Origin of the sequence: Paenibacillus xylanexedens, assembly GCF_017874615.1 — a bacterium.
GTDB lineage: Bacteria > Bacillota > Bacilli > Paenibacillales > Paenibacillaceae > Paenibacillus > Paenibacillus xylanexedens.
Genome location: NZ_JAGIKV010000016.1, coordinates 15,927 through 35,050 on the forward strand (window position 1 = coordinate 15,927; position 19,124 = coordinate 35,050).

General features: G+C 49.0%; 10 protein-coding genes. All 10 read left to right on the forward strand.

The genetic code is table 11. The features are described 5' to 3' along the window. Positions 1 to 372 precede the first annotated feature (372 nt). The 10 genes from J2Z28_RS19835 (at position 373) to J2Z28_RS19880 (ending at position 18,824) form a co-directional block, all read left to right on the forward strand. Positions 373 to 2,166 carry a vWA domain-containing protein gene (locus J2Z28_RS19835; RefSeq protein ID WP_211083934.1) on the forward strand — a complete coding sequence of 598 codons (1,794 nt, stop codon included), beginning with the start codon at positions 373 to 375 and terminating at the stop codon, positions 2,164 to 2,166. Between the two features lie 278 nt (positions 2,167 to 2,444). Continuing rightward, a complete protein-coding gene (locus tag J2Z28_RS19840) occupies positions 2,445 to 5,834 on the forward strand; it encodes a tubulin-like doman-containing protein (RefSeq protein WP_211083936.1) in 3,390 nt (1,129 codons plus the stop codon). A 1-nt stretch (position 5,835) separates the two neighbouring features. Next, the gene (locus J2Z28_RS19845; protein WP_244988423.1) at positions 5,836 to 8,283 is read left to right on the forward strand and encodes a transcription initiation factor TFIID; all 2,448 of its coding nucleotides are present in this window, start codon (positions 5,836 to 5,838) and stop codon (positions 8,281 to 8,283) included. 85 nt (positions 8,284 to 8,368) lie between these two features. After that, entirely contained in the window at positions 8,369 to 9,652 is a 1,284-nt protein-coding gene (locus J2Z28_RS19850) for a vWA domain-containing protein (protein ID WP_211083937.1), read from the forward strand. Between the two features lie 19 nt (positions 9,653 to 9,671). Further along, positions 9,672 to 10,319 (forward strand): hypothetical protein, encoded by a 648-nt coding sequence (locus J2Z28_RS19855; protein ID WP_062836882.1) that lies wholly within the window; start codon positions 9,672 to 9,674, stop codon positions 10,317 to 10,319. A 90-nt stretch (positions 10,320 to 10,409) separates the two neighbouring features. Further along, entirely contained in the window at positions 10,410 to 11,669 is a 1,260-nt protein-coding gene (locus J2Z28_RS19860; RefSeq protein WP_024632789.1) for a TRAFAC clade GTPase domain-containing protein, read from the forward strand. After that, the gene (locus J2Z28_RS19865; RefSeq protein ID WP_211083939.1) at positions 11,666 to 14,887 is read left to right on the forward strand and encodes a GAP1-N2 domain-containing protein; all 3,222 of its coding nucleotides are present in this window, start codon (positions 11,666 to 11,668) and stop codon (positions 14,885 to 14,887) included. The genes J2Z28_RS19860 and J2Z28_RS19865 overlap by 4 nt, the downstream gene beginning before the upstream one ends. 487 nt (positions 14,888 to 15,374) lie before the next feature. Further along, positions 15,375 to 16,259, forward strand: coding sequence for an ABC transporter ATP-binding protein (locus J2Z28_RS19870; protein ID WP_017691849.1), 885 nt, complete (start codon positions 15,375 to 15,377; stop codon positions 16,257 to 16,259). Between the two features lie 238 nt (positions 16,260 to 16,497). Continuing rightward, positions 16,498 to 16,977: a glutathione peroxidase gene (locus tag J2Z28_RS19875; protein WP_047840764.1), complete on the forward strand. Its 480-nt coding sequence runs from the start codon at positions 16,498 to 16,500 to the stop codon at positions 16,975 to 16,977. Positions 16,978 to 17,462: 485 nt separating this feature from the next. Beyond that, entirely contained in the window at positions 17,463 to 18,824 is a 1,362-nt protein-coding gene (locus J2Z28_RS19880) for an FAD-dependent oxidoreductase (protein WP_211083941.1), read from the forward strand. Positions 18,825 to 19,124: the final 300 nt, after the last annotated feature.

Here is a 19,124-nt window from a genome sequence, read left to right on the forward strand (position 1 = left end):
GTACGATCCGTGTCTTCGCGGGAAATTGGTTTCCTCTGATGAAGCTGGAGTGCAAAACCCTTTATGATGACAAAAAGAAACAATATGGCGAGGCATCCGTATGTAACCATAATCCGTTCCCTTCTATGGCTTGGTAATCAAGCGCTGTTATATTGCAGTTTGCTGGCAATAACTATATCATATTTCCATAGTTGGTACTTTTGTGCCAGTTACAGGCGTGAAATCGTCGATTTTTGTCAGTCATTACAAAACTGTAACTCAAGATAGGGGTGCTTTTCAGAATTTATTAGTAGACTGTTAAGATTTCCTTAAGGCTTGACGCCTATAATAAACTATTCCCATTTTAATCTCAAACGTGAAGGAGTACACCCAATGCTGCGGACACGCAAAATACGCTGGCTCGGCGGAACGATGGTTCTGCTGGCAATTCTAACGCTACTGCTACCTCAAGCGTTGCTGCCACAAGCTGCAGCGGCTCAGGCACAGACAAGCGGAATTGATGCGGTACTTGTAGCCGATGTAAGTAACTCAATGAATACAAGTGACCGTGACAAGATCAGTAATGAAGCCATGAAAATGTTTATTGATATGCTGCCGGTCCAGGGGGACAAGGTAGGGATTGTCGCTTATACCGATCAGGTAGAGCGGGAAAAGGCTATGCTGGAGATTCAGTCCGATGCGGACAAGAGCAGCCTGAAAGATTTTATTGATCAGCTCGGCCGGGGGCCATATACCGATGTCTCAGTTGGTGTCGCTGAAGCCGTCAACATACTGAATCATGGTGCAGACCCATCCCACTCGCCAATGATCGTGCTGCTGGCGGATGGCAACAATGACTTTAACAAAACCAAAGGCCGTACACAGGCACAATCCGACGCTGATCTGGCAAAATCCGTGAAGGAAGCACAGGATCAAGGTATTCCGGTATATACGATTGGACTGAACGCCGATGGCAAGCTGAACAAGAATGCACTCGCAGACCTGGCCCAGCAGACCGGAGGTAAATCATTCATTACCGATACGCCGGATGATCTGCCACAGATTCTGAGTGAGATCTTCGCCGATCATGCCAAACTGAATGTCGTGAAACTACCCTCTGTAACGGGAAACGGCAGTTATCAGGAAGTTACCGTGAACGTGCCGAACGACAGTGTATTGGAAGCAAACATTTCGATCATGTCCTCGAAGCCAGTGGAAGTACAATTGACGGACCCTTCTGGACAAGCTGTGGACCTGAAATCGGACGCAGCCAAGCTCTCGACGTCGAAGAGTTATTCACTCGTGAAGCTGTTGAAACCCCAAGAAGGTGACTGGAAACTTCGGGTAAAAGGGGCTCCGAAAGACAGCATCGATATCAACCTGTTGTTCAACTATGATCTTCAGCTCGTTGTGGACCCAATTAAGACCAAGTCCTATACCAAAGGGGACAAGGTAGATCTTGCAGCCAAACTGGAGAATGGCGGTCAGCCACTTCAGGATAATGATCTGTATGCAGATATGAAGGCCACGTTAGTCGTGAAAGATGTAGATACAGGTAAAAGCGAGGAACAACCGCTGGAAAACACAGGTTCTGGTTTTGCCGGAACGTTTGAAGTACCAGACAATCATAATTATGAATTGATCATCCGTGCGGAAGAAGACAGCTTCTACCGTGAAAGTGAGCCAATCACGATCAACGCGAGCGGATCAGCAGGAAGTGGATCTCAACCGACAACGTCAGGCGGTGAACAGGACAAGCCGTTTCCTTGGTTGCCTGTCATCCTGGGTGTTATAGCCCTGATTGTGGTAGGTGTTGGTGCCTGGTTCCTGATGGGCTGGCTGAAACGAAAAAACCAGGGATTTGTAGGTCAGATGGTTGTGGAGATTCGTGATGAGAACACGGGAGACAAGTCTTATCCGCAATATAAAAAGCTGGTATCCTTCCGCGGCAGATTCCATCTGCATCAGTTGTTGCAACTGGACCCTGAGCTGAAGGAAACCGAAAAATATGTATTTACGCCCAGCAATGGGGATCGAATTATAATCCGTAACACCGCAGGCGGTACGCTGGAGAAATCCGGTCGTGCAGTCGATGCAAGCTCAGGCGTTGAACTGAAGAACGGTGACCGACTGAGCATCCCGCTGCAACAGGCGGACAAGACCATTTTAATTGAGTATCTGGTGTAAAGGATTATAGCTAAATGAATGTAAGCTATATAAGTTGAACTAATCCATTTACACGAGAACGCAGAGGACAGAAAAAAGCTGGAGAAGCGAAGCGTTCGCCTAAAAGCTTTCTGAAAGAAAGCTGCATCGGAAGCATACGCTTATCCCCGGATTTTCACCTTTATAAAATAAATCAAAAAATCGGGGGATAACAGCGATCGGAAGGTTGTTCTGTCATCGGAGTGGCAAGTGTAATTATGTTGAAGTTCTGACTGCGTTAACTAAAGGGAGGACATGGAATGAAACCGATTGTTAGAGAACATATTCAGCAACTGGATGTATCACTTGGCGGAGGTATTGTCAGTGAGAAGATCAGAGTTGATACGATTGATAACCCCATTCTGATCATTGGTCTGGGAGGAACGGGAATTGATGCGTTGCTGCGCCTCAAATATCAGATCAACCGTCGTTTCAAGCTGCCACAGGACCCGGTATCCAAGAAAAAAATGGACAAGCCGGACAATGTGGAGTTTCTGGCTTTTGAGACAAACGAACAGGATCGTGCCAAAAAGTATAAAGGAATCGGACTTGATCCGATCAATGAATTCGTATTGCTGTCCAATGCCGAGATTGGCGGACTTCTACAGAACCGCAGCGTACTGGAGCCGTACATTACGGACTGGCTGTCTCCCGAACTGAGCATCACGGACGGCATGAACGGCGCCGCAGGTGTGCGTCAGGCAGGACGTCTGCTCCTGTTCACCAAGATTAATCAGGTCGTGCAGGCCATCGACAAAAAGATCAAAACCTTATCCGTAGGCACCAACAAAAAACTGATGGTGTTCCTGCTGACAGGTCTGTCCGGCGGTACAGGCAGCGGCTGCTTCCTCGATATTTCCTATATCGTGCGCGGCATTATCGAACGGGATCACGGCTCTGCCGGGATTGACCGCGTGAATACGCTGGGATATCTGTTCACGCCAGATGTGAACCTGTCCAACAAAAGCTTGAGTGAACACACTCGCGAATACATTCGTAAAAACGGATATGCTGCGCTCAAAGAGCTGGATTACTGGATGAACGTGGATAGCCGCGGTGAGCGATTTACACAGAAGTACGGCAATATTTTAACAGTCAACTCACCACTGCCGCCATTTAACCTGTGTCACCTGATCTCTGCGACGAACACCGAAGGCAAACTGCTGGAGAACGCCTACGATTACTGCATGAACGTCACGGCCGAGAACATTACCAACTTCATGGCAAGTGAGGAGAAGCAGTCGGGTGAGGAGTTTGCGATCCATGACTATATCAGCAACATTCGCACCAACATTGCTCAGATGAACAAGGTGTACCCGGCGAACTATGATTACAACATCATCGGTGCATCTTCGGCTGTACTGCCGATCGAAGAGATGACCACGTATCTGGCGTATCGCATGTTCGACAAAATGAACACCATGTTCTCCAAAGCGCCGAACCAGGAGGATACCGAGAAGTTTGCCCGCAAGCTGGGTATTGATCTCGAAAGTGTGGTCAAGTCCTTTGAAGCGCGCGTGCCAGAGCCGCTACCTGGTTATCAGAACAGCGAGCGTTTATCCTATGGCAACGTGGTGAAATCACAGGTTGTGAATATGGATACCGAACTGGAGCAGAACTTCCTGGCTCGTGCCCGTGAAGAATATATCAAGGCGAAGAAACAACTACCGGGTGAGATTGCCGGTCAGTTCACCGAACAGATCCGGCGTATGTTTTTGCATCCCGAACAAGGTCCGTTCTATGTCTCTCGTCTAATTTATACGGAAAAAGGCTTCTGTGTACTGAAGATGATTCAGTCGTACATCGAAACCCTGCGTGAGAATGCCTTCCGCATTCCGCGTGATATTGAAGCAGCTCAGGAGCAGTCCGAAGAGAAGCTGGGCGATGCGAAGAGTGCTTTTGTCTCCAAAGAGAAGAAAAAGAATGCTTATATTGAAGCAAAAATTCATGAGTACTGGCTGCACGCCGACGTGGAACGCAACGATCAGATGATCGAGTTCTATGAAGATCTGTATGAGTTGCTGAACCAGGAGAACAGCCGCATTTATAACGTATTTACCGAAACGCTGAATGCCCTTAGCTCGATATTCACGAAGAACGGTGACCTGCTGACACGTGGCGAAGAACAAGCCGATCACAAAGGCAACAAAACATATTACTGGAACGTTGTAAGTGTACCGGATATCGTCAGTGTGGTGGACGGGCTGTTGGATAAGCGTGATACAGATGATCTGATCCGTGACTTCTCTCGTGAATTGCTGGAAAACTCCAGCCAGTGGGTGAAAGAAAACGAGATTGATATCGTCAGCTCCATCTCCGACTTCCTGAGTGAGAAATTCGGTGATCTGATTACCCGTTCCATGGAAGATTTCCTGGTGATCAAATACGGTCAGGATGAGTCAGTCGAGAAATTCGTGGAACGTTTCATTGCTGGCAAGTTGGATGATGAGGCTGTTCCGGTGTTCAATCTGAGCAACAGTACAGGCAGTCTGCATTTCCCTTCATGGGGATTTGTATCGGTACCGGCACAGGCGCCGGGCATTCTGAAAGGGATTCGCAATTATCAGAACAATGCGGTAGGCAAGTCTCATTTTACCGTCAAGGAAAGTGAAGTGCGTAACCGGATTTTCTGGCTGAATACCCGCAACGGGGTACCACTCTTTGTGTATACTCCGCTCAAAGTATATGAGGAAAGTTATGAACGTACCATTTTGGACAAAGAAGGCATTGGTCGTCACTTAGTGCAAACGGAGAAAAACAACTGGACCTATCTGCCGTCTCCGATACCGGAGAAATCATGGGGAGATGTGTACGAGAACGCCCGCGTGAAGCAGTATAACGCCCGTGTGCGTAACGAATTTGAGCAGGCGCTTGGATACAACATTGTGACAGCCAAATCCATTGATGAGAATACAAGCAATCGGTATGCGATTGTGACAACAGAAGCGTTTGATTTGTCTGCCAAACTGGGAGCGTACGACATGCGTCTCACGTCCACCACGCCGAACCTCGGCGAAGTGAAGCGGGCGGTGATCGAGCTAAAACGTCTGCAATCCGAAGGGTTGCCACGTGTGAGAGTTAAGGATATTTTCGGCAGTATTAATGAAGATATGGCCAAAGAAAACCTGGTACGCTCTCCGCAGCTGATCGCACGTGTACGTGAGGAACTGGCAAAGATGAACGCCATCTCGGCCAAAGTGGCCGAACTCGAAGGCATTCTTGCCCAGTATCAGGACGAGGAGCAATGGTATGACCGCTTCATCGAAGCGTTATATACTGACACCATCGTCAAAAAAGGTGCGCTCTACGTCTATGACCGTGACCCGGAAGAAGACGCATGGGAGCCGTTCGCAAACCTGATGAAGAGCCGTAACTTTGCCGAGTATGAAGTATTTGGTAACTTCCGCGGCCTGGCAGAGAAGGATCGCAGTACATTGCTGCGCAAAGCCTCCCGTCGGGATAATGATCTGACGGCTTCAGAAGATATCACCCCACTGCTGACAAAGCTGGATGATCTGGCTGCGCTGTTCATGGAATCACGTGATCGTCTCGAATATGAGCGGGTAGAACTGGCTAACGGAGAAGACATCTATCAGTTCTACAGAACGATGTCGTCCAAGCTGAACGACATTCGCAGAAGGCTGAAGTAAGATGGCGGCCGGGATGGAGTTCAATTCGAACAATACCCTGAAGCGTGATCTGGAGAAGTATGCAGCGCAGTATGCAATAGAGCAGGAGCGTCAAGGCAGCCTGGGTGATGGACGCAGCAGTATCCATTACCCGGCTTTGTTCCTTTTCGTGGGTGATCTGGTTGCACCTGCCGTGTCTGCCGTGCAGGAGATAAATCGGCTGAAGTGGGATAACGGAGACGGTGTGGTCTACGTTCAGATCGGTACAGAAGATCAGAAAGAGCATCCGGCTGAAACGAGGAATGGTGGCTCGTCCGATGATGGGCAGGTGACTCTTCACCGCTTGCCTTTGTCCGCTGGGCAGACGGAGCGACCGTCCAAAACACGGCGTAAGGATGTACATCGCAGTTTCCACGAATCGGATCAGGTGCTCTACGATCTGAATCGTACGCTTCGTCGGGTCAGTAACCGAATTACCGAATATGGACGGTTATACTCGTCATTTGATCGGATTTACGTTACGGTGGTAACCAGAGCGGATGATCCGTTGAATGTATTGTTGCCAGAGCTCACCAAGCTGACGGAGACCATTTTGTCCCAAGCCTTCAAGTCGGTGCAGACGGATCTGCATGTATTGGTCAGCGAGATGGAACAGGTGGATTCCTTCGGGTATGCCAGCGCAGCAGGCCTCGCTTTTCTGCGGGAACTGGATTATATGCAGTCGCTGGACTACACGTTCAGCGGTAAACTGCTGGTGACGGAGGATGGGATCTCCATTCCGGTTACACATCCCGCGTCACCGTTGTTTGATCTGGTATATCTGTTGTCCGACAAAAATGAGCGTGGAACCGGCGTTCCCGGTGGCTGGATCGAAAATGCCGAGATCATCTGCCGCATCTGCCTGCTGAAGAACAGGAAGCAGGATGTGGATCACTCGGGTAGCGTTTCAAGCACGGGAGCGAACACGTACAACAATACATCTTTTAAAAACAATATTCGTACTACCTCTGATCAGCATGGTTATGCCAGCGCGGGTTTTGCCGAGATCAGGCGGCCAAACAAGCCGATTGCACTGGCGGTGTTATATCACATGTATCGGTATCTGCTCGCACGCATGCGGCAGGAGCCGGACTGGAGCATTAAGGACAAGCTATCTTTCTTTGGACTGGACGCGGCCTCGGTGGAACGCAAAGTCGAAGGCCTGCTGCCCGATGAAGATCTGGTTAGTGGCATGAGTGGCATCATGACGCATAACGTCAGTTTCTCTGATCTGAAGCCGCTCTCACTTCGTGAAGCGGAGAGAGCGTTGTTTGGACAAGGAGCTGAAGCGTACTTCCGCGATAACGTTGTCCGTCTTGTCGAAGAGCGTGTGCGCGAGCGCAGCTCTAGCGGTTCCCTGCGCCGTCATGCTGAACATTCCCGCGCGGAGCATCCAGAGGTTGGTTACTTCCAGTGGGCGGCCTGGAGTGACAGTGAGCCTGGCAGTGTGCGTGAAGCGCTGCTCGGATTGATTCGGGATAAATCGATGCAGCTTGAATCGGCACGTGCTCTACTGGAGCAACGTCAGCAAGAGCGAGTGGAAGATCAGTCGTTCAAACGAGCGTTGTTCCGTGATAAACAGAATGTGCGCAATCTGATTGACTGCATGCTGGAGCGAGTGTATGTACCAAAAGTAGAATTACTGCGACTGGAAAATGAATTACATCTGCTGCGTATCTACGATACGGAGATGGAAGAACTTCATCGTTTTAGTCGCCACGTCACAGCAGCACTTGAATCGCTGGAACGCACACTGCGAGAAACGGCTGTCCAAAGTATCGCTGCTGCGGATGAATACATCGGCCAGAACGTGATGGAGTACTACGGCAAAGTGACGGAAGAGCTAATCATCGACCTGGAGGCCAAGCGCGGACGGGACGTATGGTTTGAGGACCGTTACATGGGAGACATGAACCGGCTTGCCACAGAAGGCGATGATCGTCTGTTGAAACGGCTGATGGAGGTATGTCACTCGTTGCTGCTTACGGCCGAGCCGTTGCGACTGCCATTTGAAGAAGAGCTGTTGCAGCGAGCCAATGTAACGATTGCCTACGGAGACAAAGACGTATTGACCCGGGATGATCTGTTCCGCAGGTTGTACCATACGCTGGAGGATCAGGCGGTTGTTCGGGTACGGGTATTCGATTATACGCAGGAACATCGGTATGAAGAGAAGTATTTCTTTGGTGATCATCATAGTGCTTTCATGGACTACGCGGCACATGCCGAAGAGACGTCACGCATCTACAAGTTGGGTGTGGTGTACGAAGAACGAAGCAGTGGCGTGGAGAAGCTGAATCTGATGGGCGGTTTCCATCTGGAGGATCTTATGGTGTATCGGAACGGCAAGGTATATTATGACTCGTACACGGAGAATGGTTATGAACTTCACCCCGCTGGTCTGGTGGAAAAGTTGTCACCCATTCGTTAAGACGCCGGCGGTGTCCTGACACCCAGCACCAATCTTGTATTAACTCAGCCTGTTTACGGCTGGTATGGAAAGGATGCATGTAGACATGCAGCGAAAAATCAATCTTCTCCTGGTCCTGTTCAGCCTGATTGGCGGGGCAGTGGGCTTTGCGGCAGGAGAAATCATGCTGCGTCAATGGCTTGGGGAGATGCCACGTCTGTTGCTGATGGGATTATACTTTGGCGTACTGGCGCTGAGCGTTGGATTGTTCTGTTTGATCGCAGAGATGATCTCACCCAAGCTGAATGGCGCTTCATGGAAGCTCCGGTATCTGGGACTGTCGTGGAAATTGCTTGTTCCGGCAACACTGGCTCTGTTATTTGTTGTTGGACTCGCCCTGCAATTGTTGTATCAGATCAATCCGGGCGGTGTGAAGCAAGTGAAGGACATCGTACTGATGATCGATAACTCGGGCAGCATGAGCGAGACAGATCCGGATAACGGACGCTTTGAAGCAGCCAAGACACTGATCAGCCAAATGGAGAGTGACAAACAGGTAGCTGTCATTACGTTTGATGACCAACCGCAGTTGTTACAGCCGTTTATTGCGCTGGATAGTGAAGCGGCCAAGAATGAGGTTTATAGCAAAATTGATGGCATTGTCACAACTTCGGGCGGCACCAATTTTGATGCCGTGCTGCGGGAAGGCATGGAACAGATTCAGGGCAAACAGGACCCGAAACGCGGTACAGTTGTCATCTTGTTATCTGATGGCTTCAGTGAAGCGGATACGGCAGATATTTTGTCCCAATTTACCAGTGAACAGATTTCTATTAATACAGTTGGCCTAAGCCTGGTGGACCCATCAGGTACGGATCTGCTGCGTAATATTGCTCAGCAAACGGGCGGCATGTACTATGATGTACCAGATTCCGGTGGTCTGAATCTGGCATTCCAGCAGATCTACGATACGATTGATGAACGGACGCTGGTAACGGAGCGTACAGGCATGATGGAGCACAGCGTTTATCTGGCGATTTTCCGTGTAGCAGCAGTGTTACTGATTGGCGTGGCGCTGGGTGTGTCACTCGGACTCGTGTTTGATAACCGTCATCTCGCGCTCAGCTTTGGTATAGGCGGTGCGGTGTCGGGTCTACTGGCAGGGCTTCTGCTGGAGTGGGGACTCGACGGTTCGAACGTGGGGGATACATTCGTACGTCTTGGTGCGATGCTCATTTTGTCTGGCGTATTGACCCTCTTCTCCTGGATTGTTCCGATTAAGGAGAACACGCCGCGGAAGAGCAGGGGTCGTCGTGAAGCTGGTGGCGGAACTTCTTCAGCTGAAGGATTCGGTCAGAGACCAAGAGATACACGGAGCAAAGGATTCTGACGACGGGAGGTCAATGGAAATGCGGTTTACGGATGCAGACCCTTCGACACCCTTGATTCGAAAACTGACACTTGCGGTGGACGAAGGGCGTTGTACACTTCGCTGGCTCTGGCCGGAACGGGTAGAAGCTGTGTATGTGGAACGGCTGGAGCTGGATATGATGAGCGATGATCGTACCGGGGAAGAGCCTGCACAGGGCAAGCTGAAGCTGTACACAAGAGAGGAATATAAGGCGAGCAATGGTTACACGGATCGGATTACAGGTTTTGGTGCCATCAAGTACACGGTTTATGTGTGTCAGATGCAGGAAGATGGGCCTGTGCTGATCCGTCAACGAGATGAGGACAACATGGTGATTGCAAGCGCAGGGAAGGCGGATATCCGCTTTTCGATTCGCTACAAGAGCGGTTTTTTTCAGAAACGAAAAAGTGTATTGATCACCGTCACAGCGGAAGTACCTGTTCCAAAGGAAGCCCTCTGTTATGTTCGCAAACAGGGCGGGGTTCCGCTGAATAAGGAAGATGGTACGGTGTATCCTTTTGTGAGTGATTTTGCTCCCGGAAGAAATGAGATGCCGCCCGTTGAAGTTGCCAAGGATGATTATGTGCGATTATTCTTCACGGACGGACCGAAATATGGAGCCGCCTATCGGCTTATATCAGACTAGATAGTTGGACTAGCGATTGGAAGGTTACTCTGTCATCGTAGTGCAAGTGTAAATCACCTTAGTCTGACTGATCAGGGGAGGGGAGTGGCTATGAGCTTTTTTAGTCGGTTTTTGAAGAGACAACAGCCGGAGGAACGTCCGCTGTTTTACGATATTGTATGTCCTTATTGTTTCAGCAAGTTTTCACCGGAAGAGGTGGTGTTCCGCGCCGCCCATCACCGCGATGATGATGAGGACTACGCACTCGGGGAAGATGCAAAGTTGAATCGGTATCGCGAAAGGTTCGGACTCGACACGGTATTTGATATGGAGGCGGTATTGGCACCTCATGATGTACCGGAGGAACACCGGATTTATTCCGATAACATCGTGATGGGGCTGAACGATCGGTATGGTGTCGTTACGCGTCGCCGGTTGTGTCCGCAATGTCATAACGAGCTACCTGTTACGGCGGGTAAAGCACCGAGCAATATCATTTCCATTATTGGTGCATCCCAGGTGGGGAAATCCGTCTACATGACTTCATTAATTCATACATTGCAGCATTATACGGCTGATCATTTTGACGCGGCTTGCATGCCATTGAATGCGGAGATTAGCCGCCGGTTCCGTGCGGATTATGAAGAACCGTTGTTTGAACGGGGTGATCTGCTGGATTCCACACAGAAGGAAAAGTTGCAGGAGCCGTTTATCTTCCAGTTTGTGTTCAAGGACGAAGATAAAGCGCCGCTGACACTGGTGTTCTTTGACGTTGCGGGTGAAGGTATGGTGGAGCAGGATTATCTCGGACTTCACGGGCAGCATATCAAGAACTCGGCAGGTATCCTGTTCATGGTGGACCCGCTTCAGATTCGTTCGATTCGGGACAAAATCCGCATTAACCTCGGCAACGAGCCGGGAGAGTGGACACCACGATACGATGAGCCACGTGACGTGGTACTGACGATGTTTGGAGATTTTATTGCGTATCAGGACAAAGCCAAAACGAATATTCCAACGGCCGTTGTGCTCACGAAAAGCGACATGCTGCATTCCCTCAAGGATGAAGAGGGCGACTATATCAAATCCAACAGTAATGTCTTCCGCAACATGGTGCACCGTGATTGGTTCGACTTAACCGAGTTCGAGAATATCGACGGGGAGATCCGGCGTTTTATCGAGAAGGTGGATCGCCCATTCAAGGGCACGATGGATGTGTACTTCAAGGATACAGCCTATTTCGCAGTCTCTGCGCTGGGTAGCAATCCGGTGGATATGAAATTGCAGGGTGTGGTTAGCCCGATCCGCGTGGATGAACCTTTCCTGTGGCTCCTGTACAAGCTGAAGTACATTGAGGGGAGAGTGGGATGATGCGTTCTTCCGTAACCCCGCCCATTGAACAACAGCTGTATACCCGGGAGCGGCGCGGGGTGTTTCGCACAACAGAGGGGTTTGATACGGTTGCGGCATCGCCGGGACTGGACCCTTCTTTTATCAAAAAAGTGCTTCACCCCTACTGTGTCTATGATGCTCCAGCGGAGCTAACAGGCCGTAGCGAGAAGGACGAGACGAAGTTTCCGGCTGCCATTCACCTGCTTCATCTGGAGAGTGGGGAGACAATCCTTGGGCAAAATGTGTACCAGTCTGCGGATTTCACCGGGCTGCGCAGTGCCTTTTTTGCACATAATTACGTCTTGTCTCCCGAACGCTCGGAAGAGCAGATGAAACAAGGCGGCTGGCTGGATGCCGTGTTCGCCACGTCCTATGACATCGAACAAGGTACAGTTCTGCCAGCACTTGCTGAATTGCCTATATCACCTAGGAGCGGACAGGGTGGGGCGACCGATGCTGGCGTAGGATCACCCACCCAAGTGCTGAGCACCTTGAAGATGAACGAAGTGCTGTTCAAGCGCCTGCTCTATGCGGTAATGCAGTCTGTAGCGACACGCAGAAAAGTATACATTGCGCTGGACCTTCCCGCAGAGGAAGTGACCGCAGGGGGCAAAGGATTGTTACGTTTGCTGTACACGGCTTTACCATACGCATTCCGGCGGCAGCTGGGATTCATGACGTTTGCCAAGGAGCCACAGGCCAAGAAGGGCATCCACGTCCAGTTTGTTGAGCGAGGGACGTTACGTCCGAAAGACCGGAATACGGAGAAGGATTTCACCTTTGATCTGGTATCCGGCAGAGTGACACATGCGGATGCATCTGTGGCGAAGTTACCTTATGCAGAATTCGCTTGGGCCTTATTGCAGGAACCTGCGGCGGCGGATGCGTTCTATACGTTTGCGGATGAAATGTTGTCCGGCATGGAACCTGGGCGGGAACTTTCCATTGAAGCCTATGGCGAACTTGCGGTGTTCTATGGTCTTGAACAAGGCATGGAAGACCTGTATCTGGATAACAAAAGTCATGTCCTGAGTGGCTTGCTGACCTATTTGAGGCCGGATGGTGGCTTACAGCAACGTTCCCGTCTGAACGAGCTGTTCCTGACCTTGCTCAGCAGGGAACTGGACAGCGTGAAGCGTGAGAACGTACCCGAAGAAGACGTCGCAGCTCGCATTGGCGAATATTTCAGTGTTGCCACGCCCGTGGTGCAATCCCGGATTGTGGACTATTTCATCTACGGTGTGAATAATGCCCGCGCCCAGAAGCGTATGCGCGCTGTGCAGGAATTGTATGCTGTGCTGGATCGGGATCCGCAGCTGAATCGGGCTTTCTTTGATAAAGTGCTGGCCAATGAATCACTCACTAAGCTGTTGTTCGAGCCTTATCTGGACAATCAGCTGAAACGCACGGAATCGGCAGCGTACGTTGTGGAAGTGATCCGCAGATGGGTTACGTCCCATCCATCTGCGATCCACTACAGCTTCTTGCAGGAGCGCACAGCCAATGAGCTGCGTGAACGGTTATGTTCTGCGCCTAATCCGGTACAGTCTGCGAATGAAGCCCTCCAGCGTGTTAGCATACTGGATCAGGTACCAGCTGAGAGTATTTATGATACAGGCATTACGGCACGAATTGGTCAATCTGAAGCTACAGCCCGCCCTAATCGCAAAGGGGGATCTCCGTCTGCCAGTCAAGATCCGGCATATCAGGAGGAGTTAACCCGCCTTGCAGACAAGCTTGCTTATGTCATTAACCTGTTTATGATTCAGGATCTGGATCTGGATCGGGTTAACCGTGAACAGCTATTAAGCATTGATATTTTGCAGCATGGTAATGAGGTTCGGGATTGGGCGGCACGTCAGGGCTCTGATGTATCTGCTCGAACGAACATGATGCTGGCTGCGAGAGTGTGGCTTAGTGGCGAGGGGAATGAAGAAGAGGCATTGGAGGCACTTTCCCTGGCAGAACGCAATGAACTTCAACGCTGGACGCGTCGCTGGCTTGCCGGAGAGCTGCAGGCTCATCCGGGGATTGCGGCATATGAAGCTTTGCCGATGGCTTTTTATCGGGGAGGAAGCGGCAGCAATCGGTTGGATTATCCTGGCCTGATTGAATTCATCCGCACCAATGCAAGTCGTGCTGAAGGGCTGTATCCATTCTTCGAATGGTCAGGAGATCATCGGATGTTTGTCCGGGGTTCCAATGCGCATAAAGGATATGCAGATGCGATCGTGGCGTATTTCAAAGCCCATGACCGTGAAGCATTCAAGTCGAAGTCGGCTTTCAAACCGTATTACGTGAGAGCCAGCAAGACAATGAAGCCGGTCTATGACCGTGCGAAGACGGAATTGTCCTCTCCACTGGTGCGGATGCTAATGGGTAAAAGGAAAAATCTGTTCGGATTAATCCTCTTGATCCTGGTTCTGGGTATTGCTGGCGGTACATATGCATGGATGAAAGATTCTGTAGAGCCGCCAGTGGCATCCCCTCCATCTACTCAGGAGCCTGTCATACCGGCTGAACCTGAGGTGCAGCTCGCGGAGCAGATTGCTTATATGATTCCTGCGAGTGAACAGGAGGGTACGCAATCACCTGCTCAACTGGTGATCCGTTTCAGGAATGATACGGGAAGCACTGAGTTTGAGCAAGGCAAACTTCAATTGACGATGAAGGATGGCAGCACGCAGGAGTTGGATACTACAGGTAAGTGGGAGAGTTTTAATCGGAATGAGGAGCCAGATACCCAAGATACCTCTGATGGTGGCTCAGGAAGTACTTCCGAAGGAAGCACGGATGGTTCTTCAGCGGGAAACGCGGGGAACACAGAGCAGACGGAGGATGGCGATCAACAGGCGGATCCTTCAACATCGGGTGATTCCACTTCAGATCCTGCTACCGATACAACAACGGATACAGGGACGAATGCATCGTCTAATGTTGCGAGTGGAGACACGGATCAAGGGACCGATTCAGATCAGGCTACAGGATCGACATCGCCTGACACATCTGTATCCAATGAACAGGATGCGGATGCGACGACTTCTTCACAGATGTCTATTGGAGAGGTGGATCGCCTCTATCCGTATGGATTGCAGATCGATCTTCCAGCAGATCTTGATGCCGAGAGCATTGTCAGTGTGAAAAGTACGCAGGGCAATATGACAGGGATCCAATTGATGCCGCAGCCGAAGCTGTAAGTTATTTTATATGAGCATGTTGCATAGATTCATAAAGTGTCTTTTGACCCAATAATGAAAAATGCTGACTTCATACCTTATTAAACGAGCGTATGTGAGATGACCTTGAACTTTAGATTTCAAGGTCATCTTTTTTTATTTGATATGGCGGATATAGCAAACACATGAAAAAAACTCACACATTCACAATTCAGACACAAAATTTGCGATTCAAGAGTTGAAAGACAGTCAGAAGTGATAAAGTGCGCGGAATGAATGAGAAAAGATCTCATGTGTACTTGAGAAGAGAGGGGGATTTTTGCTATAGAAAGACCAAATAAAGCACGAAAAGAGAAGAAAATTTGGTTTTTTATGTTGACAAATGATAATGATTATCAGTATCTTTAGTGTAGAAGATATTTGCGTCGGAAATACACAGAATTAAAATTTCGTTTTTGTTGTCATAGCCGGATTACATAACCGGGATAAATGAGAGAGGGATGATCGCATGTTTCGTCTGGAGACGACCAAGCTGGATATCGCTTATGAGGAAAGACTAATTGTAGAGGATCTGAATATTCAGATTCCCCAAGGAAAAATTACAGCACTTGTTGGAGCCAATGGTTCAGGGAAGTCAACCATCCTGAAAACGATGGCACGTATTATGGCTCCAAAAGCAGGTAATGTATTGCTCGACGGGAAGTCCATCCATAAACAGTCCACGCGTGAAGTTGCCAAGCAACTTGCGATTTTGCCACAGAATCCAACAGCCCCTGAAGGTCTTACCGTTACTGAACTGGTATCGTATGGTCGCTTTCCTTATCAAAAAGGATTTGGCTCCATGCGTGCGGAAGATAAACGTATGATTGAATGGGCTATCGAAGTGACAGCCATGACTGAATTCCATGATCGTCCGATTGATCAACTGTCCGGTGGACAGCGTCAACGTGCCTGGATTGCCATGGCACTTGCACAAGAAACAGATATCCTTTTCCTGGACGAGCCGACTACGTTCCTGGATATGGCTCACCAGCTCGAAGTATTGCAATTACTGGAGCAACTGAATGCCACAGCCAACCGTACCATTGTTATGGTTGTGCATGACTTGAATCATGCTTCCCGCTATGCACATCACATGATTGGTATCAAAAAAGGTAACGCCATTGCTCATGGTTCACCTGTGGAAGTTATGAATTCGGATGTGCTTCGTGAAGTATTCAACATTGAAGCAGATATCGTGATTGATCCGCGTTCCGGTGTACCGCTCTGCTTGCCTTACGCTCTTGCAGGCGAACGCCAGCAATCGAAGACGCCAGAGCAGCTGGTCATGAACAGCGCGATGGTTCATGCTGGAGGACGGACAGAACCACGTGTCCAAGCGACAGGAAGTTAACGAAATGGGCCATATGTGGTCCTTACATCATAGAATGAAGCCGCTGTGCGCTATTGCACGCCGGCTCTTTTGCATTCATGGGGAATTTGCAACGCATGGGGCAAAGGGGACGGGTAGACCCGGGATTTGGTAATCGCATCGGATCGGTCTATAATAATAGGACAGGCTGTGGGTTCATTGGTTATGCCAACGTGCTCGAAACAGCCCAAACCAACATATGTCATGGGAGGAATCAGTCATGTCCGTATATTCATATCAGGCGGTAACCACCGCGAACCAAGAAGTCTCACTGGATCTGTATCAAGGTAAAGTATTGGTCATTGCCAATACAGCCAGCAAGTGTGGGCTGACCCCGCAATACGGTGAATTGCAAAAGCTTTATGATCGTTATCGTGATCAAGGCTTGGTTGTACTGGGTTTCCCTTGTAACCAGTTTGGAGGGCAGGAGCCAGGTACAAGTGAGGAAGCGGAATCATTTTGCCAGATTAACTATGGTGTGAATTTCCCGGTGTTTGCCAAGGTAGATGTGAATGGTGAGGACACTCATCCCCTGTTCCAATACCTGAAGGAGCAACAACCTGGCGTAGGTGAAACTAGCGACATCCAATGGAACTTCACCAAGTTCCTCGTTAACCGCGAAGGTGAAGTAGTAGGTCGTGTTGAACCGAAAGAATCTCCGGAGACAATGATTGCAGATATCGAGAAATTGCTCGGTTAATACATGAACGTTGAGAAGCCTGTCCTTGCATAAGCAAGGATGGGCTTCTTTGATTATTTTATATACGTGGATTTATTCTGTTCACAGGTAGGAGTTGGCTCCATGAAATCAACCCTGTAATGAAAATTGAAGCCATTTATTTTTTTGTAAAAGTTAAACAAGAATACAGGAGACGCCTCTAACTTTATACGTCCACACGGCGTTCATACAGGGATCGCGGAAGCCATTACATAGCATAAACCCGATCAAATCCGGGGACAATGAAACCAATACAATGAAGGGAAAAAAGGCTTAAATACAGGGGAATGACCTCTTTCGACAAACTTTTTTTGCTCAACCTATTGCAATGTGAAAAATATCACATTATAATGAGTGTATAAAGTGAAATAAATCACATACACAGTTTCGAGCAAGAAGTGAAATGTTTCACAACCATAATAACCTTATATTCAAACTCATTTATATATTTCGAGGAGGAACTTTTAATGAAAATCGCAGTTATCGGATGTACACACGCAGGAACCGCAGCCATCGTAAATACCGCCAAATTGTACCCGGATGCTACCATCACCGTGTACGAGCGCAATGACAATATCTCCTTCCTATCTTGTGGCATTGCGCTCTACGTAGGTGGAGTTGTGAAAGACCCTGACGGTTTGTTCTATTCTTCGCCTAATCAACTGGCAGAGCTTGGTGTTGAGACCAAGATGCTTCATGAAGTAACAGCAGTAGATGCCAAGGGCCATACCCTTCAGGCTAAAAACCTGCAAACCGGGGAAGAATTTGAAGATACGTTTGACAAACTGATCGTGACAACGGGTTCATGGCCTGTCGTTCCAAAGCTTGAAGGCATCGAGATGGATAACATTTTACTCTGCAAAAACTACAATCACTCCAACACGATTATTGAAAAAGCCAAAGATGCCAAACGTGTTACCGTTGTAGGTGCAGGATATATCGGCGTAGAACTGGTTGAGGCTTTCCAGATGAACGGCAAGGAAGTTACCCTGATCGACAGTGTGGACCGTATTTTGAACAAATACCTGGACCCTGAATTCACGGATGCGATTGAAGATACGTTGACTGGACGCGGCATCAAGTTGGCTCTCGGTCAAACGGTACAGAAGTTTACTGGTGAAAATGGCAAAGTGACTAAGGTGATCACGTCCAAAGGAGAGTTTGAAACCGATCTGGTTATTCTGTGCATTGGTTTCCGTCCAAATACAGAGCTGCTCAAAGGCCAAGTTGATATGCTGCCAAACGGTGCAATCGTCGTGGATAAATATATGCAAACCAGTCAAAAAGATGTCTTCGCTGCGGGTGACAGCTGTGCTATTCATTACAACCCAACAGGCAAAGCAGCGTACATTCCATTGGCGACCAACGCCGTGCGGATGGGTACACTCGTAGCTCGCAATCTGGTTCGTCCTACGACACCGTATATGGGTACGCAAGGAACATCGGGTATCAAAGTTTATGAGCAAAATATCGCGGGTACCGGGATGACGGAAACGTCTGCTGCTGACGAAGGTCTGATTGTTGAATCTGTCGTACTGGAAGACAGCTACCGTCCGGAGTTCATGCCAACGGCTGAGAAACTGTTGCTCAAAGTGGTATATGAGCAGGCTACTCGTCGGATCGTGGGAGCACAGGTGATGTCTCAGTTTGATCTGACCCAATCGATTAATACGATCTCGGTCTGCATCCAAAACAACATGACCGTAGATGAGCTGGCCTTCATCGACTTTTTCTTCCAGCCACATTACAACAAACCATGGAACTTCCTGAACACGGCTGGTCTGCAAGCACTGCCTCCAATAGAAGTAAAAGCACCAGCAATGGTGTAAGGAAGCAGAATAGATGGTTGAACAGCGATCTTGATAAACGCCATACAAAGATAAGTCATGCTTGTCCGTAAATATGAGGTGTACAATAACTGCCAGGATTACGAAACAAGGCGGACGATTATAAAGGAAAAAGAAGACTGGCGAGTATATCGTCAGTCTTCTTTTGTGATTTTTTAGCTTCAAAAGGCCTTACTATACTCTTGCTGACTTAACTATTCCAAGACACTCTTAGAGTATCTTTTTAGACAACATTGTGATAATTTGCACAAAGTTTTGCGCAGTACCAAGATACAATTGAGA

Excerpts from the sequence above, each read along its gene's own strand:
- J2Z28_RS19835 (WP_211083934.1), top strand. The coding sequence starts at position 373 with ATGCTGCGGACACGCAAAATACGCTGGCTCGGCGGAACGATGGTTCTG.
- J2Z28_RS19840 (WP_211083936.1), top strand. The coding sequence starts at position 2,445 with ATGAAACCGATTGTTAGAGAACATATTCAGCAACTGGATGTATCACTT.
- J2Z28_RS19845 (WP_244988423.1), top strand. The coding sequence starts at position 5,836 with ATGGCGGCCGGGATGGAGTTCAATTCGAACAATACCCTGAAGCGTGAT.
- J2Z28_RS19850 (WP_211083937.1), top strand. The coding sequence starts at position 8,369 with ATGCAGCGAAAAATCAATCTTCTCCTGGTCCTGTTCAGCCTGATTGGC.
- J2Z28_RS19855 (WP_062836882.1), top strand. The coding sequence starts at position 9,672 with ATGCGGTTTACGGATGCAGACCCTTCGACACCCTTGATTCGAAAACTG.
- J2Z28_RS19860 (WP_024632789.1), top strand. The coding sequence starts at position 10,410 with ATGAGCTTTTTTAGTCGGTTTTTGAAGAGACAACAGCCGGAGGAACGT.
- J2Z28_RS19865 (WP_211083939.1), top strand. The coding sequence starts at position 11,666 with ATGATGCGTTCTTCCGTAACCCCGCCCATTGAACAACAGCTGTATACC.
- J2Z28_RS19870 (WP_017691849.1), top strand. The coding sequence starts at position 15,375 with ATGTTTCGTCTGGAGACGACCAAGCTGGATATCGCTTATGAGGAAAGA.
- J2Z28_RS19875 (WP_047840764.1), top strand. The coding sequence starts at position 16,498 with ATGTCCGTATATTCATATCAGGCGGTAACCACCGCGAACCAAGAAGTC.
- J2Z28_RS19880 (WP_211083941.1), top strand. The coding sequence starts at position 17,463 with ATGAAAATCGCAGTTATCGGATGTACACACGCAGGAACCGCAGCCATC.